Here is a 24,475-nt window from a genome sequence, read left to right as displayed (position 1 = left end):
AGAAAAAAGTAGCCGTCAGTACGTACAGCAAACAGAGACCGGGTGGGTTGGTGCAAACCCGGGTGCCCTGCCGGTGAATTACAACTTGCCGTCAAAGATGAGGCAACCATAAAAGTGGGCAAATCAGGCGATTTGTCAAATAGGGTGGTACCGCGGAGCTTTCGTCCCTATGGTGACGGAGCTTTTTTTATTTTGTAAAGGAGTGAATGCCATGAGTTTTGTCTCACTGCAAACGAAGAAAATCCCGCCTCACCTGAAACGTTATATCGCCCGGCAAAAATATGAACGCTATACTCCGATCGATCAGGCCGTTTGGCGATATGTAATGAGGCAAAACGTTCATTTCTTCAAGGAGCGGGCTCATGCCGCATACCAGGACGGATTGGCGAAAACAGGCATTTTAATCGAACGGATTCCGCGCATTGAAGAAATGGATCAATGCCTGTCCCCGTTTGGCTGGGGCGCTGTCCCGATTGACGGCTTGATTCCCGGGGTGGCCTTTTTTGAATTTCAGGCGAACGGCTTATTGCCCATCGCCACCGACATTCGCACATTGGGGCATATCGCCTATACGCCTGCTCCGGACATTATTCATGAGGCAGCCGGACATGCACCCATTCTCAGCGATGAAACCTATGCCCGTTATGTGAAAACATTTGGGAAAATCGGTGCCAAAGCGTTGGCCAGCAGGGAAGAAAACGAGGTTTTTCAGGCAACGAGACGGTTAACCCAGGTAATGGAAAATCCTGAATCCACTCCCGATGATATCAGGAAAGCCGAACAGGAACTGCAGGAAAAACGGGCCGCCGCCACAACCGTATCAGAAGCAACGCTTATTTCCCGCTTGTACTGGTGGACAGTGGAATACGGTTTGATCGGTGATTGCGACAATCCCAAAATTTACGGCGCAGGCCTTCTCTCGTCGATCGGCGAAGGGCAGCATTGCCTTTCCGATCAGGTCAGAAAACTTCCGTTTGATTTGGAAACATGCATCGCGACGGACTATGATGTCACCAGACCGCAGCCGCAGCTGTTCGTCTGCCGGGATTTTGAGCAACTGATTGATGCGGTGGAAACATTCTCGGCGCGCATGGCTTTTCGCACAGGCGGAACGGAAGGACTGCAAAAAGCGATCGCTTCCGGCGATGTGGCAACGGTGGAGTACAACACCGGTTTACAAGTGAGCGGCGTGTTTACACACATGATCCGGGACGACAGAGGAGAAGCGGTTTACATGAAAACGACAGGACCGACCGCTCTCGCCTTTCATGGGAACGAATTACCCCGTCAGGGTACGAAACGCCATGCTTCCGGATTCGGTGCGCCGATCGGAAGAGTAGTGAAGCAAAATGGAAGCGGGGAGCCGGGAAGTACCATCGACTGGCACTGGGAAAGCGGTCTCCGGGTAACCGGCAGAGTATCAGACAGGATCGAAGAACATTCCCATCCGCTTTTGCTCACCCTGACCGACTGCACAGTCACTTACAGAGGCGAGACGCTTTTTCATCCCGATTGGGGCGAATACGATCTCGTAATTGGCCGGGAGATTGTGTCCGTGTTTGCCGGAGCTGCTGATCCTGGAAAATACTATGCCGATGAAGCAGAGCCGAAGCTGGATGAGGAACCGGTTCCTTCCTATTCTACCCTGGATCACTTATACCAGGCGGTGCGTGAAATCCGCGAAGGCAAAACATCGGTTGAGGCGTTGCCCTCAATTGCCCGCACCCTGGATGATATCTGCCCCGGCGATTGGCTCCTCCGCCTCGAAATCCTTGAAATTTGCAGGGATAAAGGAATTTACCGCCTTCTCGCCGACCGGATCCAACATGAACTGGAACAGTTGGGGCAGGATGACCCATCTCTCCATTCCCTGATCACCAACGGAATGCGTTTGTTAAACCGGGGAAACAGTTAAGAAAATCGTGCGGAGAAAAGAAAAGACCAGATCGCGGCAAAATGATTGCCTTCCGATCTGGTCTTTTCAATTTAACGGGGCAAAATGGCTTCAAAGGCAGCGCGATCCAACCGCTTCATCAGAGCAATCGCAAATGCTTTAGCCGCTTCGATATCCTCTTTGTCCACAACTGCTGCATGAGAGTGGATATAGCGGGCGCAGATGCCGATCGCTGCCGAGGGAATCCCGATGCCCGTCTGATGCGCCCTGCCCGCGTCTGTACCACCTTGGGAGACGAAAAACTGGTATGGAATATTTTCCGATTCCGCCGTATCGAGCAAAAAGTCCCTCATCCCGGGAAGCGTGATCATGGAACGGTCGTAAAGCCGAATAACCACTCCTTTTCCAATCTTGCCAAAGCCGTCATTCACGCCCGGAATATCGCCGGCCGGTCCGGAATCGACTGCAAAGAAGATATCGGGGTCAATCAACGTGGCTGCTGTTCCTGCGCCGCGCAAACCGACTTCTTCCTGCACTGTGGCCCCGGCATAGACCACGTTCGGATGATGAATATGTTTCAAGCCGTCCAGCAGCTCCAGGACAAGGCCACAGCCGAACCGGTTATCCCAGGCCTTGCTCAGCAAGCGTTTCCCACCTTCCATTTCCACGAACGGGAAATGGGGAACGGCAACATCCCCGGGGCGAATCCCCCATTCTCTCACTTCTTCTTCGCTTTCCGCTCCGATATCGATAAACATTTGCCCGATTTCCACCGGCTTCCGTCTTCGCTCCTCGCTCAAAAGATGAGGCGGAATGGAGCCGATGATCCCCGGAATGCGCTTGCCGGAGCGGTTGATCACGTCAACGCGCTGGGCCAACATCACCTGGGACCACCAACCGCCGAGGGGTTGAAACTTCAGAAATCCTTCACTGGTGATTTTGGTCACCATGAAGGCAACCTCATCCATATGACTGGCGACCATTACCTTGGGGCCGTTTGGATCACCTTTTTTCACCCCGAAAAGGCCGCCCAGCCGGTCCTGGATGATCTCTCCCGTATATTCGGATATGTATGAACGCATGATTTTTCTCACTTCATGCTCAAACCCCGGCGCACCGGGAGTCTGCGTTAACTTTTCAAAACGTTCCCATTGAATCGTTGCCATCCTTTACTCCTCCAACTCTATCGTTGATTCTGCCATCTCTTTCTTCCAACTTTTTCTTCCATTCCTGATAACGGCGATGAACGGTCGCACGGGACACATCATAGCCAAATCCTTTTAGTGTGGCAGCAATCTCTTCAAACGTCAGTTTCTTTTCTTTCAGGGCCACAATTTGCTCCATCGGCACTTCTTTTTTCTCTCTTCCTCCCATCCCCTGGTTTTTCAGATTTTTGGCCGGATTAAATCCTTTTTCCCGAATGGCCCGCCGCATGCCCCAGCTGATTTTCTGGTTCATCATTTTGCGCTGCAATTCTTCAACTTTGGCGATGATCGAGAGAACGGTCGATTCGCCGGCATCGAGTTCCAGTTCCCCTCCCTGTTGTTTGCAGAAGATGCGCACATTGTGACGGGACAACTGGTGAATGATCGCCAGCTTGGCTTCTCCGCGGCCGAGCCTTGTATCATCCTGAACCAGAAGCGCCTGAATTTTCTCTTTTTTGACCGCCTCCAGCATTTCATACAGCCCCCGGCGATCAAGGTCAAATCCGCTGTGCTGTTCCGCGATGGTCTGAACAGTCTCCATGTTTAATTCCCGCGCCCATTCCGATAACTCCTCGATTTGCCTTTCCAGGCTTGTTTCCTGTTCCTCTTTTTTGGTGCTGACCCTCGCATAGATCAAAGCTTTCATAAAGTAAAAACCATCATCCTCTCAAGTTCTTGCACAAAAACAGAGATTTGGGTAAAGTGTCTTAGAAGGAGTGATTCGAAATGATCGATCAACAACTGATCCAGCGCATTAATGAGCTGGCCCGCAAGAAAAAAGCAGAAGGACTGACAAACCAGGAAAAGCAGGAACAAGCCAGATTATATCAAGTCTACCTGAAAGCGATCCGCGGACAGGTCAAACAGCAGTTATCGCAAATCCGTTTCGTGGATAAGCAATGAAGCACATCATATCCATTATATAGCACGCATGATCATCATACAAATCCACCTCGTTTTTGACGGTGGATTGGCAAAAGGAGTGGAAATATTGAAACATTGGCTCGGGCCCCTGTGTTTATCGGCTGCCGCTGCCATTTGGGGAGGGATGTATGTGGTCAGCAAGGTGGTTTTGGCCTGCATTCCCTCGTGGATTTTACTGGAATGGCGATTTGTGATCGCCCTGTTCATCCTCGGGCTATGGGCTCTCCGCAAACGGGAATGGCGGGTAAAACCCGGGGATCTTTGGCTGTTTGCGCTGATCGGGCTCGTCGGCTATACAGGTTCAATCGGACTGCAGTTCATCGGCACTCACCTGTCAGGTGCGGCGATGGGATCATTGATCACCTCCGCTTCCCCTGCCCTCATCTCCCTGTTCGCATGGTGGATCTTGAAAGAAAAATTGAACTTATCCAAAACAAGTGCCCTTCTCCTCGCGACGATCGGGGTGCTGATCGTCAGCGACCTGACCGGGCTCACCGCTTCATCCCCTTCCTTTGCAGGAAATCTCGCTCTGATCGGCGCAGCGCTGACCTGGGCGCTTTACACCGTTTTATCCCGACTCAAAACCGTCACCTACACCTCTTTGACCGTTACCTTCTGGGCAAACACATTCGGGGTGATATTTACCGCACCGTTCTTCGTCTGGGAATACCGGAACCATCCGTTTACCGTTCCCCACAGTCTCTGGATCTGGATCGGCATTCTCTACATCGGCATCATCTCGACTGCTCTCGCCTTTTATCTCTGGAACAAAGGATTTGAATATGTGGATGCTGCCACCGGCTCGCTCTTTTTCTTCATCCAACCGATTGTCGGCAGTTTGCTGGGGGCATTCACCCTAGGGGAAAAACTCTCATGGAACTTCTATCTGGGGGCACTGCTCATCGCTGGCGGCATTTATCTGTCTGCACTGAAAAAATCGGATAAGCGTCACAGCCTGTCAAAAATGATGTAAAAAATTGTAGCAACTTCTCTTTTATTTTTGTTTTTTCAAAGGTTTCAATACAGTAAGATATAAAAAACATATTTCTACTAAAAACAATCCAGCGAAGGTGATACAGATGGATCTCACCCGGCCCTATCGCGTGGAAAAGGGGCAATACTATATCAGCACTGACCGGAAACGGTTGGATCTTTCCGTTATACAGCAATTTCTCAATCATCAATCCTACTGGGCGCAAAACCGCACACTGGAACAGATCAAACGTACCATAAACCACTCTCTCTGTTTTGGGCTCTATACAACAGACGGCAATCAGGCAGGATTCGCCCGTGTGGTCACCGACTATACAACTTTTGGCTACCTGGCGGATGTTTTTATTCTCCCGGAACACCGCAAACAGGGCCTGTCAAAATGGCTGCTTGAAACCATCCTCAATTGCCCCTGTTTGGCAGATATTCATCAATTTACGTTATATACAAGAGATGCGCACGGCCTGTACGCCCAATTCGGCTTTAAACGCCTGGAAGACCCGGAACGTTTCGACAAATTCATGGAATTGTTTCTTGCTCACAAGAAATTTCCGCAAACCAAAAAATCGAGGACCCTATGACGTCCTCGATTGCATTCCTGCCTTTCTCTTATTCCCCCAGCTCCTGCACCAGACGTTGGAATGTATGAAATGCCGGTTTCGGCGTGTAATCATCCCGCATAATGCCAAATTGATGAAAGAGATCATCCTTGGAACTGTCCGCATCCCGCAGGCCGAAGAGCTTATAATGGGTAATATTGAGTTCATGGCGCAATTGATAAACGGTGCGGATGATCAGCTCAAGCACTTCAGCCTGCCTTTCGTAAGTTCGGTCATGGCCGGTAAAGGGATTTTTGCCGGTGGGCCATCCGTTTTCAGCGATGTGGATCGGGATGGTGTCGGGAATTCCGGCTGTTCTGAGATTCACTTCGCGCAAACGACGCAGCAAGCGCTCTACTGAACCGGGAATCTCATCTGCGGAGAGTGGCTCTTCAAATACATCGACATAAAAATTATGGGCGACATAATCCAATGAATCTGTAAATGTCTCCCCTCCGATCCTGGCCAACTTCTCCCAGAAATCAGCAGCCGTTTTTGGGCCGTTGTCCGGTACGGAGCCAAAACCAATCTTCACTCCCACATTGGCTTTTTGTGTTTCTTCCTTTGCCGCAATAACCCCCTGCACCAACATTTGCACAATATTCGGATTTGCTCCGTCCATGAAGGTCAAATTGGGTTCATTGGTAATTTGCAGCGAAGCGATCTCGGAACCGTACTGTCTGATGATTTTCCGGATCAGCCCGAGCCAGCGCTCCATCTCTATGTCCGGAGCCAAAGAACCTACCGTCAAGTCTCCGATCAATCCCGACCGTACATATTTATCCACAATGGATAAAAGTTTCTCATCCGTGTCAGCCGGTCCTGTATAAACGAGATACATTCTGGGCAACAGTGATTTTGCCTTTCCCCGAAGACGTTTTAACGCAAGTTGAATCTGCTCATAGTCGTCCTCAGGCCCGACAGCCAAGCCGGCGGGCGTGCCGGCCACACCAAGCGGATAAATTCCGAACTTCAACCCTGGTGAATGCATTGAAAATCTCTCCTTCTCACTTGAAATTTGCCCCACATGGAACAACCTGCTCTGTTGTGGTAAACTAAGAAATCATTCCTTATTTCTCATCTGCACAAACAGTAAACATAAATTAACCTTTAACCCTTGATCAGTGCGATAAATCCCATAAAAAAAATAAATAATTATTTACTATCTGATCAACTCAATCATAAATTATCGTTGACTGATTGTCAACAGAGTCAGAGGAAAGGAAGTTGAGCGGTGCCTGCCAAAACCGAACAACTCGCAGCTAATATTATTCAGCTTCTTCCTTTGCTTCAGGACAAGCTGTTCAAACCTGCATTGCAGAATGCATCAAATCTTAAAAAACAGTCCGATTTAACCCATCTGCAATTTCACATTTTGGAGGAACTGTTCCCGATTGAAGACGGAATTTCGATGACCCGATTGGCCAAAAACATCAATATTTCCAAACAGCAATTAACCCCGTTGGTCAATAAGCTCGAGGAAAAGGAATATCTCATCAAAAGGCAGGATGTCAGCGACAGGCGATATGTCAAGCTCATGTTGACTGAAAAAGGAAAAAACCTGGTGAAAACGCGGTGGGAAGATATACATTCTTTGCTGATCAACCGGATCAATCAACTTGGTGAAGATGAAAGGATTGATCTGGACTACGCAATCCACAAGCTTCTTCGCATCCTTCAAAAAATGGAGTAATCCGGCATGATCAAGAAAATTACCCCACCTGATGCTGGCGGGGTAAACAATCATTTATCAAACGGAAAGCAATCAGCGGGGATTCCTGTCAATTATTTTCATCAAGGATCTCCACATATCCGTTGGTTCCATCCACACGGACATACTGACCATCCTTCAGAATCCGGGTCGCATTTTCCACACTGACAACGGCGGGAATGCCGTATTCCCGGGCCACGACGGAACCGTGGGTCATCATGCCCCCGACTTCCGTCACAAGTGCCTTGGCCGAATGGAACAAGGGCGTCCAACCGGGATCTGTGTAGGGAGCGACCAAGATGTCTCCTTTGTTCAGTTTTCCTTCTTCCAATCTGCGAACAACCTTGACATAGCCTTCCGCAACACCCGCGGAAGCAGGAATGCCGACCAAAGCCCCAGGCGGTGCCTGCTCGTTGCGGATGACCGCTGAAAATGTTTCCCCTTCACTGGTGATGACGAACGGAGGAGTCAGTTTTCGGTAAATCTCTTCCGATGCCTTGCGGGAACGGATCCGTTCATGAACTTCATCCTTTTTCAGGCGGTCTTCCAGCAAGGCGATCAATTCGTCCAGCCGCAAATAATAAACGTCCTCTTTCTGCTCAAACACCCCTTTTTTCACAAGGGTTTGGGCTTCTTCCAAAATGGTTTCCCGATAAAGAGAGAAATAACGAATCATGATATATTTGGGCAGTTCACGGATGCCCACTGTATTTCGGTAAAGAGAGATGAGCCGGGACATTTTTTTCGCTTTCCTGTTGCCGCAGCGCTCCTTCACCCGTTTAAGCAAGTCCTGAATCGCTTCATGGGCTTCCCGTTCTCCGTTTTTAAATTTTTCCCGGTGCTCTCCGGGGGCATTGCTTCTCATATGGCTGAGAATGGACGGGACGAGCATGGTGGGCGCTTCCCTGTAACGAACCCGTGTAATGTCGATTTCTCCGGGAGCCCTCATGCCGAATCTTTCCATGAACCGCTCCAATTCCGCCCGGAATGCGTCACCGCCTTCCACCCGGCTCAACCCCTCGTAAAACGTGCGGTCTTCTGCCTGTTCCAGGTACCGGACGACTTCGGGATAAGGTCTGGCCGCATCTGCCAAATCCCCGATCGCCAGCCCCATTTCGCTGGTGATGTTTCCGGGTGGAGACTTTTGAATGGAGGGGCTCAATTCTTCTCCCAGCCATTTTTTCAGTTTTCTATTGATGACCGGCAAGGCAATGAATCCGGCATAGGTGTAGGCCAAGGGATCGACGATCGTCTCAAAAACGGCTTGATCGCGGATCAACCGAATCCGTTCCGATCCGGTGCGTTGGGACAATGCCTGTCTGAACCGGGCCAAATCCTGTTCATATGTGGCAAAGGCCTTTTTCAGCGCGAGTTGCGGATCTTCCCAATACCAAATCTGGATCAACCGGGGAATGATCTTCCGGTACAGGCCCAACATCAATTTCAATGTACCGAATGCTTTTCGCATCCCGCCCCGCTTTGGTGCCAGCTTTTGAAAATCTTCGCTTTGGATCACTTTTTTCAGCGCCACCAGGTTATCATCGGCAACCGTGCTTTTGAGAATCTTTCGTTGAACCGGCTTCAGGAACAGGAAACCGGAACAATTCCAGTAAAGACGCCCGCCCACCTCAGGAAACTGAGAGGTGACATCATCAAGGGAAATGAGCGATTGAAAAACCGAGATCCCGAGCGGCTTCATATAATCGGTCATCATTTGCGAATGGCCAACCGAAAGATAGACGCAATATTCGCCATTCTTTGACGGTGGGACCGGATAGAGGGAAGTAATCGGGCGGCTTTGGAGAATATAGAGTTCATCGCCCTTCAAACACCACTCGATATCCTGCTCGGAACCGTAATGATTTTCGATTCTTCGTCCCAGTTCCGCCAACTCCAAGATTTTGTGGTCCGGGAGCACTTGTTCCTGGCGAAGTTCAGGCGGCAGTTCACGGATTTCCGTTCCGCCCTCCTGAACCGGAAAAACCCCTTTTTCTTTTTTGGCAATCTGTTTTTGGATAATCTCATAGTCCCGGACTTTGTACAAATCTGCCGTCACAATGCCGGAAACGAGCGCCTCTCCCAAACCAAATCCGGCATCGATGGAAACGGTGCGCCGATGTCCGGTGACTGGGTCTGCCGTAAACATAATGCCGGATGCTTCCGGAAAAACCATCTGCTGAACGACGACGGACAGGAAGACGGAGCGATGGTCAAATCCGTTATTGGCCCGGTAAGTGATGGCCCGATCGGTAAACAGGGACGCCCAGCATTTTTTGACGGCGTCGAGGAGTGCTTCTTCCCCTTTTACATTCAGATATGTTTCCTGCTGCCCGGCAAATGAGGCAGTTGGGAGGTCCTCGGCGGTCGCACTGGAGCGGACGGCATAAGCGTGCTCTTTGCCCAGCGCCTCCCAAGCTCCGACGATTGCCGATTGTATTTCCTCCGTTAACGGAAGCTCAAGCAGGTGGTTGCGGATTCTCTCCCCCCACATGCGGATCTCATCAAGCTGTTCCGGTTTTAAGCGATTTAACGCGTCCAGCCATTCATCCAACTCCCCGCTTTTGGCGATAAACTGGCGATAGGCCTCTGTTGTGACGCAAAATCCGGGCGGAACAGGAAAACCCGCTTTGGCCATTTCCCCCAGATTCGCACCCTTTCCGCCGACCATCGGCAAACAGTGGCGATCGATCTCATCAAAGCGAAGAACATAGCTCATCACTATTCACGTCCCCAATCTGTATGGTTATATTCACCCAAATCACTCAGCCTGGCTGTTCAAGCCTTTTCGCTGGTTCGGTAAACGCCGTATTTGAGGATATCGAGCATCTGTTTGTAATCATTAAACAACTCTTCCCATTGATCGAGGCCCTTCCCGGGCTGTTCCAAAGCCTGTTTCACCAGTTGCTGGGCAATGGCATTCAAGCTTAAAAAGATCAGGTAAATCGCTTTTTCCACATCCAGATCCTCGCGGAATTTCGAGCAATCGACTCCCTCCATCAGAAACGGCATGGCAATCTTTTGGAAATAAGCGATGCTTTGCTCCGCCTCGCGCGGGAACTTTGCCAAAATCTCGTTGTAAGCCGAAAGCAAAAAAGAGTAAAGAAGCGGTTGTTGCAAAAAATAACGATACTTGATTTCTCCCAGATACAGGATCCGGTCGAAAATGTCATCCGGCCAGTCCGCTGATGCCGGAACCACCTCCTTCATTTGACTGATATACTGCTGCACACAATGGTCAAAGGTAGCCAGGAAAAGATGTTTCTTGCTGCCAAAGTAGTGAAACAGCAGTCCTTTGGAAATGTCGGCTTCCTGGATGATCCGATTGGTTGATGCATTTTCATAACCGCGTTCCGCAAATTCGCGAATCGCCGCCTGAAGAATTTTTTCTCTTTTCTCTGCAGGAATCTGCTGGTAAAGATCATTCAATTTCGTATATCCCCTCCATTGACCACTTGGTCAACACGATTGATAAATCCATTTTAATTCCCATCGACCACTTGGTCAATAGGATAATTTGAGTGTTGCAGGAAAATCGGACACCGACATCGTAGTAATGAAATGGAACGAAATAAATGGAGGGATTGACATGGCCAAAGTGTTGATTCTGTCCGGCGATGCGGTCGAAGCGCTGGAGATCTTTTACCCCTATTACAGGCTGCTTGAGGAAGGACATGAAGTCACGATTGCCGCTCCGACCAAAAAGAAATTGCAAACGGTGGTCCATGATTTTGAACCGGGGATGGATACATTCACGGAAAAATTAGCATACGGTCTGGATGCGCATGCCTCCTTCTCCGAAATTAACCCGGCTGAGTATGACGGTCTTGTCATCCCTGGCGGAAGAGCGCCTGAATATATCCGGCTCGAAAAGGAAGTACCGGCCATCGTGCAACATTTTTTTGAAACAAATAAACCTGTTGCGGCTATTTGCCATGCTGCGCTCGTATTCAGCGTCGTTCCGGATAGCGTGCGCGGACGCCAGTTGACCGCCTATACCACTTGCCGTCCTGAAGTTGAAAGTGCAGGCGGACAATATATAAAGGAACCATTACATGTTGAAGGAAATTTGGTCTCCGCCCATGCATGGCCTGATCTTCCCGGATTCATGAGGGAATTTCTGAAGAAGTTGCCATAGACATCCTTGCGGAAAAACCTGATTTTAACCTCGATCAGAGGTTGTGATCAGGTTTTTCGCATTTATTTCATTGTTTTGTGATCATTTTCCCGGATCGCTTCGTCTAATACGCTGTTTTCCGACCGGCAGAAACGGGGTTGGCGGATGAGTTGCGGGCAATCCATTTGTTGGATGAAAGACGGCACCGATCGGCTGACTTGTTTTTTTCATTTCGGATAAATTCATCCTGTTGTTGTATTTCTTATAAGAGAAAAATCTTTGTTTGTGAAGCAAACCTTTTTATAAATAAATATTTAATCTCCCGAATTAGTGGCAAACCGAAGGAAAGTTTGAAATAATAGAAGGAAGAATAACTTACTTTAAGGAGAGTGCTAGCATGAGCTTACATAAGGAATGGATTCAATTTCAAGATGGTGATCAAACGTACCGACTGTACACCGCCAGGCCGGCACTGGCTGAAGGCCCGCTCCCGGCGATCATCGTCATTCAGGAAATATGGGGGACTGATGAACACATCCTGGACGTGACTGAGCGTTTTGCTAAAGCAGGTTATTTGGCCGTTTCCCCCGATTTGTTTGCCGAAAATGGACAACGTCCGCCTTCGATGACAAATGAGCGCATCACAAAGGTGAAACAGTTTCTGAATACAATTCCGCCAACGGCCTGGCACAGTCCGGAAAAGCGTGAAGCGGAGTTGAAAAAACTGCCCGAAGCGGTACGCAGCGAAATTGACGAGACGTTTCAAAATGTGTTTGGCAGCCTGGAAAAATTCCCGAAATTCATTGCTCAATTAAAAGCGACGGTTCGGTTCCTTTCTTCCGGGGAATACCGTCTCGTCAAAAAAATCGGATCCGTCGGCTTCTGCATGGGGGGTGCCCTTTCCGCTCTTTTGGCAACGGAAGTTCCGGATTTGGGCGGGGCAGTCATTTTTTACGGCCGCTTTCCGGATGAAGAAAGGATTGCCAAAATTGAATGTCCGGTCATCGGCTTTTTCGGCGAACTGGATGAGAGCATTAATGCCGGTCTGCCACAGTTTGTGGAAAACATGAAAAAAGCGGGGAAATCATTTAACTATAAAGTTTATCCAGGGGCACAACACGCTTTTTTCAATGATACACGCCCCTCTTACCACGCGGATGCCGCCCGCGATGCCTTTGCAAAAACCCTCTCGTTTTTCAATGACGTGCTCGGTCAATAAATTATTCATCCGGCCTGAGATCATTACCAATCCCAGGCTGGATGCCTTCCCACTCCTTAATCCCGTTCCCGGCTCAGATACTCGCTCGGATAAGACTCTCCTTCGGGGTGGTGGTTTTTAAATTGGCTCAACCTCCCGTTTTTATGCTCCCCCTTTTGCACCTTTGCCGTTTGCGGATGGTTATTCTCTCCTCTTTTGCCCTGTTTGTTTTCACTCATCGCTAAATCCTCCTTTACTCAGTAATCGACCTCATTTGCTTTCACTGCCGATTCATTTTCATACCACGGATTGATATGCACCAATACTTCCTGCACGTCATCAAAACGCTCCATCACGTTCTTTTTGATGGCACGGGAGATATCGTGCCCTTCCTGAACCGTCATCTCTCCCGGAACGCCGACACGCACATCCACGAGAATATAATGCCCGTGTTCCCGGGCCCGGATCCGGTCAATGCGCTTCACTCCCGGCACGGCGGATATGATCGCGGCAAATTGATCCAATTTTTCCTGGGCCACATTGCGCTCCATCAGGATATCGACCGCTTCCCTCCCCATATGGATGGCCACTTTGAGGATCAACAGAGAAACCACAATACTGGCGAGCGGGTCCCCGTATTCCAGATAGGGAATGCGGGCTTGGCGTCCCAAAAGAGCAAGGCCGATCCCGATCGCCGCAGCCAGAGAGGAATAGACATCTGACAGATGATCATAGGCGGTAGCGATTAATCCTTTGCTGTTTACTTTCCTGCCGATCCGGATGGTGTAAATATATAAGACCAGTTTAAACAGCAATGAAAAAACGGCCGCAATCAACGAGATGGCATGAGCTTTTGGCGGAGGCAGGAACAACGCTTCGATCGACTGATAAATCATCCAGATGGCAGCCAGAAAAAGAATCACCGCCACGATCCCCGAAGCAATCACCTCCGCCTTTCCATGTCCGTAAGGATGTTCACGATCGGCCGGCATGGTTGACACGCGCATGGAACCCAGCGTGGCAGCGGAAGCGACCACATCCGAAGCATTGTGAGCTCCGTCGGCGACTAGCGAGGGACTGCGATACAACCAACCGACCATAAATTTAACCAACGTGAGAAGAATATTGCTGACCAGGCTGACCCATGCGACAGCCATGGGAGATCTCATTCGCTTGTTCACATCATTCACCCATTTATACTCTTTACTTCTTCGCAAAAATTAAACAAAAAATCCCGGTCTCCGGTCGGGGACAATGTTTTCCGACTCCCGACGGAAAGAAAAAAGAGCGGCTCCGTGTCCGCTCTCCCGTTTATTGAAAAAATACTTGGTTGAAGCTTCTCTGTGTAAAGTTGTAAATCCGCCCGCCTTTCCGGTCAAGGAGCTGATTGGATGCGCCCTTCAATCTCCGCATGGAAAGGTTGCGGCAATTGTTTGATATATTGAATCAGAGCATCCAAATCAGTTGGTCCGATCACGACATTTTTCCCGCCGGTGAAAACCGTAAATCTGTCTCCCCCGCTTGCCAGAAAATTGTTGGTCGTGACGGTGTAGGTCTGGTTCAAATCGATCGGTGTACCGTCCGCTCCCGTCATGGAAACGATCCGGTCATCAGCCGGGCGGCTGGGATCCCAACGGTATTTCAAACCGGATATCTGCAACATATGGACGCGGTCGGGATCCTGGAATTGTTGATTGAGCAGTTGCTTGATCTGTTCTCCGGTCAATTCCATTTTCTCCAATTGGTTTCCGAAAGGCTGTGTTGTGTACAAATCGCCCCATGTCACATCCCCGGCAGGCAAATCTGCACGAATCCCCCCCGGGTTCATAAAGGCAAAGTCGGTATTCATGGCCGCACGTTGCGCATCGGCAATCAAGTTGCCCAGCGCCGACTCCCCTGCCTCATTTTGCGTCCGTGTGATGGCGGCAGCTGTCTTCCCGATCACCTGGTTGATCAGCGGACCCACTTTTTTCTCCGCCTCCGCTACCATTTTGGCTACCTGAGGATCGGGTTTGATTCTCTCCTGGTACGTAGTAACGATTTCCCCATGTTTGCTTGTCACATCTTTACTGCGGCGATCAATCGTCAAATCCACATCAGAAAAAGCAGTCCCATAACTGTAAGCTTGTACAATTAATTTTCCGGCAACGGTTCCGTTCAGATAAGTGTGGGTATGACCGGCAAAGATCACATCCACTTCCGGATCGATTTTCCGGGCAATATCTGCAATCGGCCCTTCAATCTTTCCTGTATCCCGGTTTTGATTTCCGCCTTCATGAGCCAGGACGATGATGGTATGAACTCCTTTTTGCTTCAAAACTTTTACCCAGCGATTGACAGCGGTCGCTTCATCGATAAATTCCACATCTTTGACGTGATCCGAAATGACGATCGAGGGAGTCGTCCTGGACACCACCCCGATAAAACCAATCGGTATTCCTTTGACACGTTTGATGGTGTATGGAGGAAGAATGGGTTGATGTGTCTGTTTATCCAAAACATTTGCACAGGTGTAAGGAAAGGAAGCCCCTTCAAAATCCCCGGTTTTCTCATGGTATCCCCCGTAGATCAGCCGCATCATTTCCGGGATGCCCTCGTCGAATTCGTGATTTCCGATGGTTCCTGCATCAAACCCCAAGGCGTTCAGGATCCGGATTGTCGGCTCATCCTGCAAAAGAGCGGATACAGGTGCGCTGGCTCCCACCATATCACCGGCTTGAACCAGCAGTGTATTCGGGTTTTCCTGCTCCCGCTTTTTCAGGTAAGCAGCCAGAACTGCGGCCGTGCCGACGGGTTTGCCGTCCACCATGTTCGTCTTATCCAACTGCCCGTGGAAATCATTGATGCCGAGCAATTGAACATGCAAGGAATGAGGCTCTTTCGCCGGGAATCGGAAAGCGGTCATAAGTGAAATTGAGCCAATGGCCAAAACCATCGACAGCAAAATCCGCCATGTTTTCATTCGCAGCATATTTCTCCCTCCCCTGAATTCATAAAAAATAAGAATAGTTTCATGCATTCATTAATATTTTAAATTAATAAGAAAAGTAAATCAAAATCGCAAATGTGCTAATACATCTTTACTTTGCCGCAGATCGAAAGGTTCAAAAATAAATTGACAGTGCATGAAGAATATGCTAAAATCCAAAAACAGTCAAACAGGAGAAAGGTGGTATTAATCTCAATCATGGGCCATCTGTTTGTATTCTAGGTTCTCTTCAGGCAAAGAGAAGAAGGTGAATGCAGACACTGCTTGCATAAAAGCAACCGGGGATTGGAAAGCGGTCTTCAAACCCTTTCTGATGCTCTCTTTGAATGTGCCCATGTATTGAGATCTTTTGTCCAGTCAGATTCCTCCCTTTCTCGTCCGGAACGGAATCTGCCTGATTAGCCGTGGGTGCAACTGCATTCACGGCTTTTTGCATGAAGAGGCGAAACGAAAAGGAACTGTCATGATTCAAGGATCAAGGGGGAATATCGATGCCCGTTCAATCGACGCAAAACAGTCCCAATCGGTCAGATTTATTGAAAAACCGGTTTGTTCAGGTCATCCTGTTGTCCGGGTTGCTTTTGCAAATTGGCATATGGGTTCGGAATTTCGCGGTATTGTTGTTTGTAATGGACAAAACCCACGGAGATGCGTTTGCCATCTCGATGATCTCTGTGGCCGAATTTGCCCCGATCTTTATCTTTTCATTTATCGGCGGCACTTTCGCCGACCGCTGGCGCCCCAAAAGGACCATGATCTGGTGCGATTTTTTAAGTGCGGCATCCATTTTTGCCGTGTTGCTGACACTCGTGTTTGGCACCTGGAGAGCCGTCTTTTTTGCCACGCTCGTATCGGCGATTTTATCCCAATTTTCCCAGCCGTCAGGGATGAAGCTGTTTAAGATGCATGTGCCCGGCGAACTGATTCAGATGGGAATGTCGATTTACCAAACCATGTTTGCCGTCTTCATGATTCTGGGCCCTGCATTGGGCACCTTCGTTTATCAGCAATGGGGGATCGTCGTGGCGATCGGCATTATGGGAATCTGCTTCCTGCTGTCAGCCTGCGTGCTATTCCTCCTCCCGCCGGACCGCGCGATGGAAGACGGGAATAAAACAGAAACATCCCTGCTCAAGGAAATGATGGATGGTGTTCGGTATGTATTGTCCAAACGGACGCTCACACTACTGGGAGCCTGCTTTCTGGCGGCCGGATTGGCGCTGGGCTTGATCCAGCCGATGGGGATCTTCCTCGTCACGGAACAATTGGGCTTGCCGAAAGAACAACTGCAATGGTTAATGACCGCCAGCGGATTGGGCATGATTCTCGGCGGCGGTGTCGCCATGAGCCAGTCCAAGACGGTTGCGCCCCAGAGATTATTGATGCTGGGCATGCTGATCAGTGCATTGGGCATGGCCGTTTCGGGATGGTCGACCATCTTGTGGCTGACGTTGCTGGTCCAATTTATTTCCGGGCTGGTGTTACCGATGATCCAGATCGGGATCAACACGATGATTTTGCAGAATTCCGATGAATCCTTCGTCGGCCGGGTCAACGGGATTTTGAGTCCCCTCTTCACCGGGGCGATGGTGGTCACCATGAGCATCGCCGGTTCGCTTAAAAACATGTGGTCGGTCGTGGTGATGTATGAAATCGCAGCCATTCTGTTTATCGCAGGTGCACTCACGATTCTCCCCCTCTACCGGCTGCCGGCCAACCCGTCTCCGGAAGGCTCGTCCACGCCGGAAACCAATTGAGAGGGCCCGCATCCGCGGCAACAGAGAATATACAACTTGACGGACTCGGTATTGACTTTATACCGTCCGCCTGTTTACAATGTGCAATGTATTCCAAATCGATATTTTGGGAGGACTATTAAAAAGATGTATCATGTCAGACTGCGATTCCCAACTTTGAACAAGTAATTTCATACGTTCAAAGGCTCTGCTTGTGTTTGCAGAGTAAACGGGATCAGTCTGCCCTTTTTTAAGTCTTCGTTTTTGCATAGAGAAGTCTGATATGAAGAAAGGCAGAGCCGGATCTGCCTTTCTTTTTTAATGTGATAACGGACTTTTCCTGAACAGACGAAGGTTTCTCATCGCTATTTCTCTCTTCAACCCGTACAGGGATAAAGACAGATTCTCCCTTTACTCTCAATCACAGGCAGCCGGTCTGTGATTTTTTCTTTTGAAGGGAAGAGAGTCTGATGAAAAAAGATCGTAAATCCCGCCGGGGGAAAATAACCCGGGGAGAACCTCCCAATTTTCTTGGACAACATTTAATGATTAATAAAAAGTTGCTCAAAGAAATGGTAGAAATGGCGAATATCAGCGAGACAGACACCGTTTTGGAATTGGGGGCCGGAAAAGGAGCATTGACAACCGTCCTCAATCAACGGGCCGGAAAGGTACTGGCGGTAGAATATGATGCCAGGTTTGTCGATGTCCTGAAACGAAAAACAGCGCAAAATCCAAATACCAAAATCATTCATCAAGACATTTTGAAAATTCACCTGCCAAAAAAACCGTTTGTGGTTGTGTCCAATATTCCATATTCCATTACGACGCCTATTTTAAAAATGCTGCTTAACAATCCTTCAAACAGCCTGCAAAGAGGGATCATCGTGATGGAAAAAGGAGCAGCCAAGCGATTCACATCAACATTCATAAAAAACTCCTATGTTTTGGCTTGGAGAATGTGGTTTGATCTCCGTTTCATCAAAGAGATTTCCCGAGAAAATTTTTCTCCTCCGCCAAGCGTCGATTCCGCCATGGTCATGATCACGAGAAAAAAGCAACCCATTATCGCAAAGAAAGACCATTCCGCTTTTTTGGGACTTGCAGACTATGCGCTCAGAGAACCGAAAGCGGCAGTCGAAACCGCGTTAAGAGGCATATTCACACCGACGCAAATGAAGCATCTGAGAAAAAACTTGGGAATCAAAAATGAGACGTCCATCGGGTTTTTAACGGAATCGCAATGGGGGATTCTTTTCAATACCATGACCCGGTATGTTCAGCGTCCGCTCTGGCCAAAAATTAAAAAGAAAAAATAAATACCTCAGCCCAAAAAACAACCGGCTTCTCCTGCTATATGCGGGAAGCCGGCTATTTTCTTGCCCTCTTCTCTCGCAGAACATGCACAAATCAATTTCAATCAGTTGGTAATATTGGAAATTTTACTTTTGGCTTTTGATTTTCACTTTTTTATAATAATCATTGGGTAGTTAATTCTTTTATTTATAAATCAACGAATTTTTATTTAGGAGATGATTACTCATGTGCGGCATTACCGGTTGGATTGATTGGAAAAGGGATCTGTCAAACGAGCGTCCCGTTTTGCAAAAAATGGCCGATGCCATTCGTCACCGCGGGCCGGATGCTGAAGGTTTTTGGTTATCCCCGCGTGCGGCGCTCGCTCATCGTCGTCTGATCGTGATCGACCCTGTTGGCGGTGCGCAGCCGATGCTTTACCGGACCGGAGAGAACACCGTTGCTCTCACCTATAACGGAGAAATCTACAATTTCCGTGAATTGCGCGAGGAGTTGGAAACGCTCGGACATACCTTTCAAACCAAATCGGATACCGAAGTTTTGCTTCACGCCTATCTGGAATGGGGAGAAGATTGCATACGGCGCCTGAACGGAATTTTTGCTTTTGCCATCTGGGATGAGAGAACGCAAAAGCTGTTTTTGGGGCGGGACCATCTCGGCGTGAAACCGCTGTTCTATGCCCAGCGTGACGGCATGGTGCTGTTCGCCTCTGAACTGAAAGCGCTGTTGGCCCATCCGGAGATCCGGCCCGAAGTGGATGCCGACGGTTTGGCGGAAATTTTTGCCCTCGGCCCGATGCGCACCCCGGGAGTCGGTGTTTTTCGAGGAATTAAGGAAGTTCGTGCCGGACATGCCGTTTCCATCACCGAGGAGCAAACCCGGGTTACGCAATATTGGCAATTGAAAAGCAAACCCTTTACCGATGATGTGGAAACCGCAATCGACTATATTCGCCATCTGTTGGAAGATACGGTAAAACGGCAATTGATTTCCGACATGCCAGTCGTTTCCATGCTTTCTGGCGGTTTGGACTCCAGCGGATTGACAGCCATTGCCGCCAAGGAATTCCGCGAGTCAGGCAAAACACTGCATACATACTCAATCGACTTTGTCGGCAGTGATCAGCATTTCCAAAAGGATTTGCTGCATGTGAGTTTGGATGCACCTTATGTTCAGATGGTATCCGACTTTGTCCATTCCCGTCACCATTCGATCGTTCTGAGCCATCTTGACCTGATCGACCATCTCTCCATTCCCACGCGGGCGCGTGACCTCCCGGGAATCGGCGAAATGGAAGCATCTCTCTACCTCCTCTTTCGCGAAATGAAAAAAGAAGCAACCGTCTCTTTATCCGGTGAATCAGCCGATGAAGTGTTCAGCGGTTATCCCTGGTTCCACCAGGAAGCATTTTTAAATTCGGGAACCTTCCCTTGGAATCAGAGCATCGCCTTTTTTGCCGAAGTTTTAAATGAAGACGCAAAGGCGAAAATCAAGCCGCAGGAGTACCGTCAGGCCCGCTATGAAGAAGCGCTCAATGAGTTCGACCGCCTCGACGGAGAATCAGAAATCGCCGCCAAGCAGCGCGAAATGTCCTATCTCTTTATCACCCGTTTTCTCCCGTTTATGCTCGACCGCAAAGACCGCATGAGCATGTACACCGGCTTTGAGGTACGCGTTCCCTTCTGCGACTACAGACTGGTTGAATATTTGTGGAATATGCCTTGGCAAGTGAAAAGTATCGGTGAGATTGAAAAAGGCATCTTGCGCCGCGCCCTCAAAGGCTATCTGCCTGAAGAAGTGCGGTGGCGCAAAAAAAGCGCATATCCGACAGCACAAGACCCCACCTATTACCGCTCGGTGCGCGAATGGATGAAAGAAGTGCTAAATGATCCCAATGCGCCGATCCTGCCGCTGATCAACAAGCAGCTGGTAGACGACATCGTCGAACATAAGTTTTCCGAAGCTCCCTTTGAAGTGGGAAAAATGATGGAATATCTGGTTCAGGTCAACTTCTGGTTGCAAGAATACCGGATCACCCTCGTTTAAAGAACATGCCCCTGTCTCCATTGCGGGAAAGGGGCATCTCTCATTTTTCCAGCAGGGCCAGCCGCACACCCAAAAGAGCATAAACAGCCGCCTTGACATAGCTGATCGATTTGGAACCCATTGATTTTTTCAACAGTTTTTCTCCCGCCATTCCGGAAAAAACAGAGACGAGGGAAAAAATCAGCAAGGCCTGGACAAAAAACAACCCGCCGAGCGTAATCATTTGCAGCGGAATTTTCCCCACAGCGGGAGAAATAAACTGGGGCAGAAACGCGAGAAAGAAAATGGACACCTTGGGATTGAGCACGTTCATCAGTATGCCGCGCTTATACAATGAGAAAAAACTCCTTTTTGGTTCAGTTGCCGATAAGCCCGACCGGCCGGTCTCCTTCAGCGACATCCAGGCCAGATACAAAAGATAGGCAGCCCCGGCATACTTCAGCAACTGAAAGGCAACCGCCGAATGATAGAGCAAAGCGGAAATCCCGACCGCCGCTGCAAAGGTATGGACGATCAAACCTGAACATAATCCAAGGGAAACAGCAATGCCATCCCGTTTTCCCTGGGAGACGCTCTGGGTGATCACAAACAGAAGATCCGGGCCGGGCAAAAGTGTCAGCGTGACCGACGCCATGAGAAAATAAAGGATATTGGCAAGTTCCACTCGCGCTCTCTCCCTTTTTTGTTTTTCTATTTGATTCGCAGGAAATCTCCCCGCCCACGCAAAAATTAATCATCTACTGCCAATTTTACAATGAATATTTGGTTATTCAAGATCTGATTAAAAAGAACAAATAAGAGAGACCGCGATTCTACGTGGCACCCCGAGAGATTCGCTGGAAGGAAATTTTGTCCTTGTTTTTTTGTTTTTCTATTAAATCCCCTGCAAAATCATATCTTCCTCAAAACAGATTTCGAAATTTCGAGATTCGGCAAGTAATTAAAAATAATGAGCTTGTAATGGAAGGTTAACAAGTTATAGTTGCCAATATCCCCAAATACTCTGACTCATTCTTTTTGAAAATCTTCACGGCTTGTCAGATAATGAATTACAGGTGAATGTTTGGGAAATGTTATCGAGCAAAGTGAGATGGGTTTGGCCATCTCACTTTTATTTTTCTAACGATTATTCGGTCGTGGCTGGCATCTCCATCAAGATTGCTTAAAAAGCATCATCCTGTGGGGGCCGATTCCATTCCTGTATCGTCCCCTTCACTCCTCCAAACCACTAGCAAAAATGGCTTGAAACCAAATGGGGCTTCAAGCCATTTTATCAATCGTCGTTCGCTGCCTCCAGGCCTAAAAGGAGAAGGTATCCGTACAGGAGCCGGTTTATTATTACAAATAGTTGCTATTGTACAGAGTCGATCAGGATTTCTTTAAAATGTTGTGCTGCTTTTGACATATATCGATCTTTAACCCATACAAGCGCAGTATCTGATTTTATGTTAGGTGTAATTTCCGCATATGATAATGTTCCTTTTGGTCTTAAACGAGTCGCCAATTTTGGGACAATGGCAATCCCAACACCGGAGTCTGCCAGTGTCAGCAGTGTCGCAACATCAGGACTTTCGCAAATAATTTTTGGGTTAATGCCAAATGCTTGACAGGCCTCAATAAATTGATTAAAGATCCCTTGCCCGCCTTGTCCGTGTAAAACCATGAGAGGATACTTATCAAGCTCCTCTATTGCAATCGTTTCCTTTTCGAAAATATTCCAATCCCTTGGTTGAACAGCAACAAGAGGTTCTGCTTGTAAGCGAACCATGGATAAATTTGTGGTTTGTAAGGGCAATCTTATTATGCCAAGCTCAATATCCCTATTCTGCAAGAGTTCCTCGACTCTGTAGGAATCTTCCACCCAAAGGTGAAAGGAAACGAGCGGATACTTTCGCTGAAAAGTTTGGATAGATCTGGGTAAGTAAGATATACAGGACATTACTGTACCTATTGACAGTTTCCCCCGAATACCGGCCCCTTGTTCCTTTACTTCCGATATCATTCCATCAACTGAATTTAAAATTTCCTTTGCTCTATGATAAAAAGTCCATCCGGCCGGAGTAAGATTTAACTTTTTGTTATTGCGTTCAATCAGCGTTACGCCAAGCTCCTCCTCCAGTGCTTTCAATTGCAGGCTAAGAGGAGGTTGAGCGATGTGCAGACGATTCGCAGCGCGTGTAATTTGTCCTTCTTCGACAATCGTTACAAAATAAAGCAGTTTCTTCAAATCCATGGCCAATCGCCTCTATCATATGTAATATATATGATTTGGATATATTATATATATTTTACTTATCTTCGAACTAGTGCTAACGTAAAAAATGTAAGTAACAAACGAAAGGTTATCCAATAGACCTACCATTTTGTAATCAATGTGCATGAGGTGATTTACGGATGGTTTACAGGGACTTGCGTTCGTTCTTGGAAAAGCTCGAAGAAGAAGGACAACTAGTGCGTATTACGCAACAAGTTTATCCTGAACCGGATTTAGGTTCAGCAGCTCGTGCAGTTAACAATCTTGGAGACCAAGCTCCTGCCCTGCTTTTCAACAACATTTTCGGTTATAACAACGGACGAGTGGCATTAAACGTCCATGGTTCATGGCCCAATGATTTCCCTGATGATTTGGCTCAATTAGTGATTCACCAGACACGCCCTAGTGACTCGATTATTTGATGCCAGTTAACTTGTAAGGTGGCAAACCGCAGGATTGCTCCCATTCATTTCACCTCCTTTAGAGCTTCAACCATGCCAAACCCTTGTGAACCATAAGAGCCGATCCCCGCCTCATAGATCACTTGTTGCATCTTCACCGGGGCCTCTACTTCCAATGGAACAAGATATCCCTTGATATTTTTATCCTTAAAACGGGTTAATACAGCCGCTTTACCCAGTTGGAATTTTTCGGGGCGGTAAAGTTGAATGTGTATCTCCTCCCCTTCCGGAAACTCTTCCTGCCAGCGCAGGTAGTACCAATTCTTTAATGAATTTCGCATACTGTCGTAAAAACGGCTATCCAAGGGATGGCTAAAGACGATTTGGTTATTTTTTTGTATCGGGATCACAATTGGGCTTAACGCTTTGTAGACCATGGTTTCGCTAAAAGATACAGGGGGCAGGAAACAGGTCTCCTGTAATGGGAACTTGAATTCAAACAGATCCAAATGCCCATTTGCCCATGCACCTTCAACAAACCGGTGAACGATCTCTGGCATGATCGAATCGATCTGAAAAGAAAGCGTACCTTTCACTTTCATGACCGAATCCAAGTTCACTCTTGAAGCGAAGTTGCACCGGGAAAAAACAAACGGTTTGTATCTTCTTCCTTTGTATTTCAAACCAGTGTTATGCAACCATTCGGACAGTTCAGGTGCGGCTTGCTTAATGCAACGATAGATATAACTGCTTATGTAGTAGCTCAGATCATAAGGCAACAGGATTTCTTTCGCTAAATGAAATTTCACTTCAACACGCATTTGAAAGAACGTCACCCCTTTCTTCTGTCGTAGAAATTATAATGTTGTTCTTTAAGGAGATTAATTCAAAATAATATTTTCTAATAAATCTATCAACTGCCGTTTTTATTTATCTTTCTGTATTTTATTCTAAAATCCTATTTTCACTTGCTTTTTCTGTGAACCTCCCGGGGATTTGATCAAGTCCAAAATTATGTGTAAATTTCCACGGTCAGAAAAAGTCGGCGTTCAACTTATGCGTGTGACTTTTGGCTGAGGTTTTTCTTTGGATTTTCG

Annotated in this window: 22 protein-coding genes and 1 pseudogene; 11 read left to right on the top strand and 12 right to left on the bottom strand. The window is 48.1% G+C overall.

The genetic code is table 11. The features are described 5' to 3' along the window. The first annotated feature begins 211 nt into the window (after positions 1–211). Positions 212–1,915, top strand: a complete 1,704-nt coding sequence (locus I8U18_RS13090) for an aromatic amino acid hydroxylase (RefSeq protein WP_033102288.1) — start codon at positions 212–214, stop codon at positions 1,913–1,915. Positions 1,916–1,986: 71 nt separating this feature from the next. On the opposite strand, the gene I8U18_RS13085 is transcribed toward I8U18_RS13090, so the two are convergent. Both I8U18_RS13085 and I8U18_RS13080 read right to left on the bottom strand, forming a co-directional pair. Then, positions 1,987–3,060, bottom strand: a complete 1,074-nt coding sequence (locus I8U18_RS13085) for a M42 family metallopeptidase (protein WP_198064814.1) — start codon at positions 3,058–3,060, stop codon at positions 1,987–1,989. Then, positions 3,032–3,745 carry a YneB family resolvase-like protein gene (locus I8U18_RS13080; protein ID WP_052154443.1) on the bottom strand — a complete coding sequence of 238 codons (714 nt, stop codon included), beginning with the start codon at positions 3,743–3,745 and terminating at the stop codon, positions 3,032–3,034. Before I8U18_RS13080 ends, I8U18_RS13085 begins: the two co-directional genes overlap by 29 nt. A gap of 80 nt (positions 3,746–3,825) precedes the next feature. Here I8U18_RS13080 and I8U18_RS13075 point away from each other — a divergent pair, with 80 nt between their 5' ends. From I8U18_RS13075 to I8U18_RS13065, 3 genes are all read left to right on the top strand, one after another. Beyond that, complete coding sequence (locus I8U18_RS13075) at positions 3,826–4,002, top strand: DUF896 domain-containing protein (protein WP_081944021.1); 177 nt, start codon at positions 3,826–3,828, stop codon at positions 4,000–4,002. 88 nt (positions 4,003–4,090) lie between these two features. Then, on the top strand, positions 4,091–4,996 hold the full coding sequence (locus I8U18_RS13070; RefSeq protein ID WP_033102290.1) for a DMT family transporter: 906 nt from the start codon (positions 4,091–4,093) through the stop codon (positions 4,994–4,996). Positions 4,997–5,102: 106 nt separating this feature from the next. Continuing rightward, a complete protein-coding gene (locus tag I8U18_RS13065; RefSeq protein ID WP_198056375.1) occupies positions 5,103–5,594 on the top strand; it encodes a GNAT family N-acetyltransferase in 492 nt (163 codons plus the stop codon). 28 nt (positions 5,595–5,622) lie between these two features. Here the strand turns inward: I8U18_RS13065 and I8U18_RS13060 are convergent, their stop codons facing one another. Beyond that, a complete protein-coding gene (locus I8U18_RS13060) occupies positions 5,623–6,603 on the bottom strand; it encodes a glycoside hydrolase family protein (protein WP_198056374.1) in 981 nt (326 codons plus the stop codon). A 243-nt stretch (positions 6,604–6,846) separates the two neighbouring features. On the opposite strand from I8U18_RS13060, the gene I8U18_RS13055 reads away from it, so the two are divergent. Then, positions 6,847–7,305: a MarR family winged helix-turn-helix transcriptional regulator gene (locus I8U18_RS13055; protein ID WP_033102292.1), complete on the top strand. Its 459-nt coding sequence runs from the start codon at positions 6,847–6,849 to the stop codon at positions 7,303–7,305. An 88-nt stretch (positions 7,306–7,393) separates the two neighbouring features. Here I8U18_RS13055 and I8U18_RS13050 read toward each other — a convergent pair whose 3' ends face one another. After that, entirely contained in the window at positions 7,394–10,042 is a 2,649-nt protein-coding gene (locus I8U18_RS13050) for a phosphoenolpyruvate synthase (RefSeq protein WP_198056373.1), read from the bottom strand. Positions 10,043–10,098: 56 nt separating this feature from the next. Beyond that, a complete protein-coding gene (locus tag I8U18_RS13045; RefSeq protein WP_033102293.1) occupies positions 10,099–10,749 on the bottom strand; it encodes a TetR/AcrR family transcriptional regulator in 651 nt (216 codons plus the stop codon). A gap of 160 nt (positions 10,750–10,909) precedes the next feature. Here I8U18_RS13045 and I8U18_RS13040 point away from each other — a divergent pair, with 160 nt between their 5' ends. Then, a complete protein-coding gene (locus I8U18_RS13040) occupies positions 10,910–11,458 on the top strand; it encodes a DJ-1/PfpI family protein (protein ID WP_033102294.1) in 549 nt (182 codons plus the stop codon). 81 nt (positions 11,459–11,539) lie between these two features. On the opposite strand, the gene I8U18_RS18015 is transcribed toward I8U18_RS13040, so the two are convergent. Next, complete coding sequence (locus I8U18_RS18015; RefSeq protein WP_255517858.1) at positions 11,540–11,668, bottom strand: hypothetical protein; 129 nt, start codon at positions 11,666–11,668, stop codon at positions 11,540–11,542. 166 nt (positions 11,669–11,834) lie between these two features. Between I8U18_RS18015 and I8U18_RS13035 the strand changes: the two genes are divergently transcribed. Next, positions 11,835–12,656 (top strand): dienelactone hydrolase family protein, encoded by an 822-nt coding sequence (locus I8U18_RS13035; protein WP_198064813.1) that lies wholly within the window; start codon positions 11,835–11,837, stop codon positions 12,654–12,656. A gap of 56 nt (positions 12,657–12,712) precedes the next feature. On the opposite strand, the gene I8U18_RS13030 is transcribed toward I8U18_RS13035, so the two are convergent. From I8U18_RS13030 to I8U18_RS13020, 3 genes are all read right to left on the bottom strand, one after another. Beyond that, positions 12,713–12,874: a hypothetical protein gene (locus tag I8U18_RS13030; RefSeq protein WP_198064835.1), complete on the bottom strand. Its 162-nt coding sequence runs from the start codon at positions 12,872–12,874 to the stop codon at positions 12,713–12,715. A gap of 18 nt (positions 12,875–12,892) precedes the next feature. After that, the gene (locus tag I8U18_RS13025; protein ID WP_370589255.1) at positions 12,893–13,816 is read right to left on the bottom strand and encodes a cation diffusion facilitator family transporter; all 924 of its coding nucleotides are present in this window, start codon (positions 13,814–13,816) and stop codon (positions 12,893–12,895) included. Between the two features lie 194 nt (positions 13,817–14,010). Further along, positions 14,011–15,606 carry a bifunctional metallophosphatase/5'-nucleotidase gene (locus I8U18_RS13020; RefSeq protein WP_198064812.1) on the bottom strand — a complete coding sequence of 532 codons (1,596 nt, stop codon included), beginning with the start codon at positions 15,604–15,606 and terminating at the stop codon, positions 14,011–14,013. A 509-nt stretch (positions 15,607–16,115) separates the two neighbouring features. Here I8U18_RS13020 and I8U18_RS13015 point away from each other — a divergent pair. The 3 genes from I8U18_RS13015 (at position 16,116) to asnB (ending at position 20,723) form a co-directional block, all read left to right on the top strand. Then, complete coding sequence (locus I8U18_RS13015) at positions 16,116–17,381, top strand: MFS transporter (RefSeq protein WP_198056370.1); 1,266 nt, start codon at positions 16,116–16,118, stop codon at positions 17,379–17,381. 446 nt (positions 17,382–17,827) lie between these two features. After that, on the top strand, positions 17,828–18,679 hold the full coding sequence (gene erm, locus I8U18_RS13010; RefSeq protein WP_198064833.1) for a 23S ribosomal RNA methyltransferase Erm: 852 nt from the start codon (positions 17,828–17,830) through the stop codon (positions 18,677–18,679). A 223-nt stretch (positions 18,680–18,902) separates the two neighbouring features. Next, complete coding sequence (gene asnB, locus I8U18_RS13005) at positions 18,903–20,723, top strand: asparagine synthase (glutamine-hydrolyzing) (RefSeq protein WP_198064811.1); 1,821 nt, start codon at positions 18,903–18,905, stop codon at positions 20,721–20,723. A gap of 40 nt (positions 20,724–20,763) precedes the next feature. Here the strand turns inward: asnB and I8U18_RS13000 are convergent, their stop codons facing one another. Together I8U18_RS13000 and I8U18_RS12995 are read right to left on the bottom strand one after the other, a co-directional pair. Further along, entirely contained in the window at positions 20,764–21,387 is a 624-nt protein-coding gene (locus tag I8U18_RS13000; RefSeq protein ID WP_033102297.1) for a LysE family translocator, read from the bottom strand. Between the two features lie 687 nt (positions 21,388–22,074). Continuing rightward, positions 22,075–22,956 carry a LysR family transcriptional regulator gene (locus I8U18_RS12995; RefSeq protein WP_198064810.1) on the bottom strand — a complete coding sequence of 294 codons (882 nt, stop codon included), beginning with the start codon at positions 22,954–22,956 and terminating at the stop codon, positions 22,075–22,077. Positions 22,957–23,117: 161 nt separating this feature from the next. Here I8U18_RS12995 and I8U18_RS12990 point away from each other — a divergent pair. Continuing rightward, positions 23,118–23,333 (top strand): annotated as a pseudogene (locus tag I8U18_RS12990) (phenolic acid decarboxylase); the annotation flags it as partial. 110 nt (positions 23,334–23,443) lie between these two features. Here I8U18_RS12990 and cas6 read toward each other — a convergent pair. Then, positions 23,444–24,199, bottom strand: coding sequence for a CRISPR-associated endoribonuclease Cas6 (gene cas6 / locus I8U18_RS12985; protein WP_198055810.1), 756 nt, complete (start codon positions 24,197–24,199; stop codon positions 23,444–23,446). Positions 24,200–24,475: the final 276 nt, after the last annotated feature.

The sequence above is a fragment of the Thermoactinomyces sp. CICC 10522 genome, from assembly GCF_016055075.1.
Lineage (GTDB): Bacteria > Bacillota > Bacilli > Thermoactinomycetales > Thermoactinomycetaceae > Thermoactinomyces_A > Thermoactinomyces_A daqus.
The sequence above is the reverse complement of the archived record's forward strand: the minus strand, read 5'-3'. Positions and strand labels throughout refer to the sequence as shown.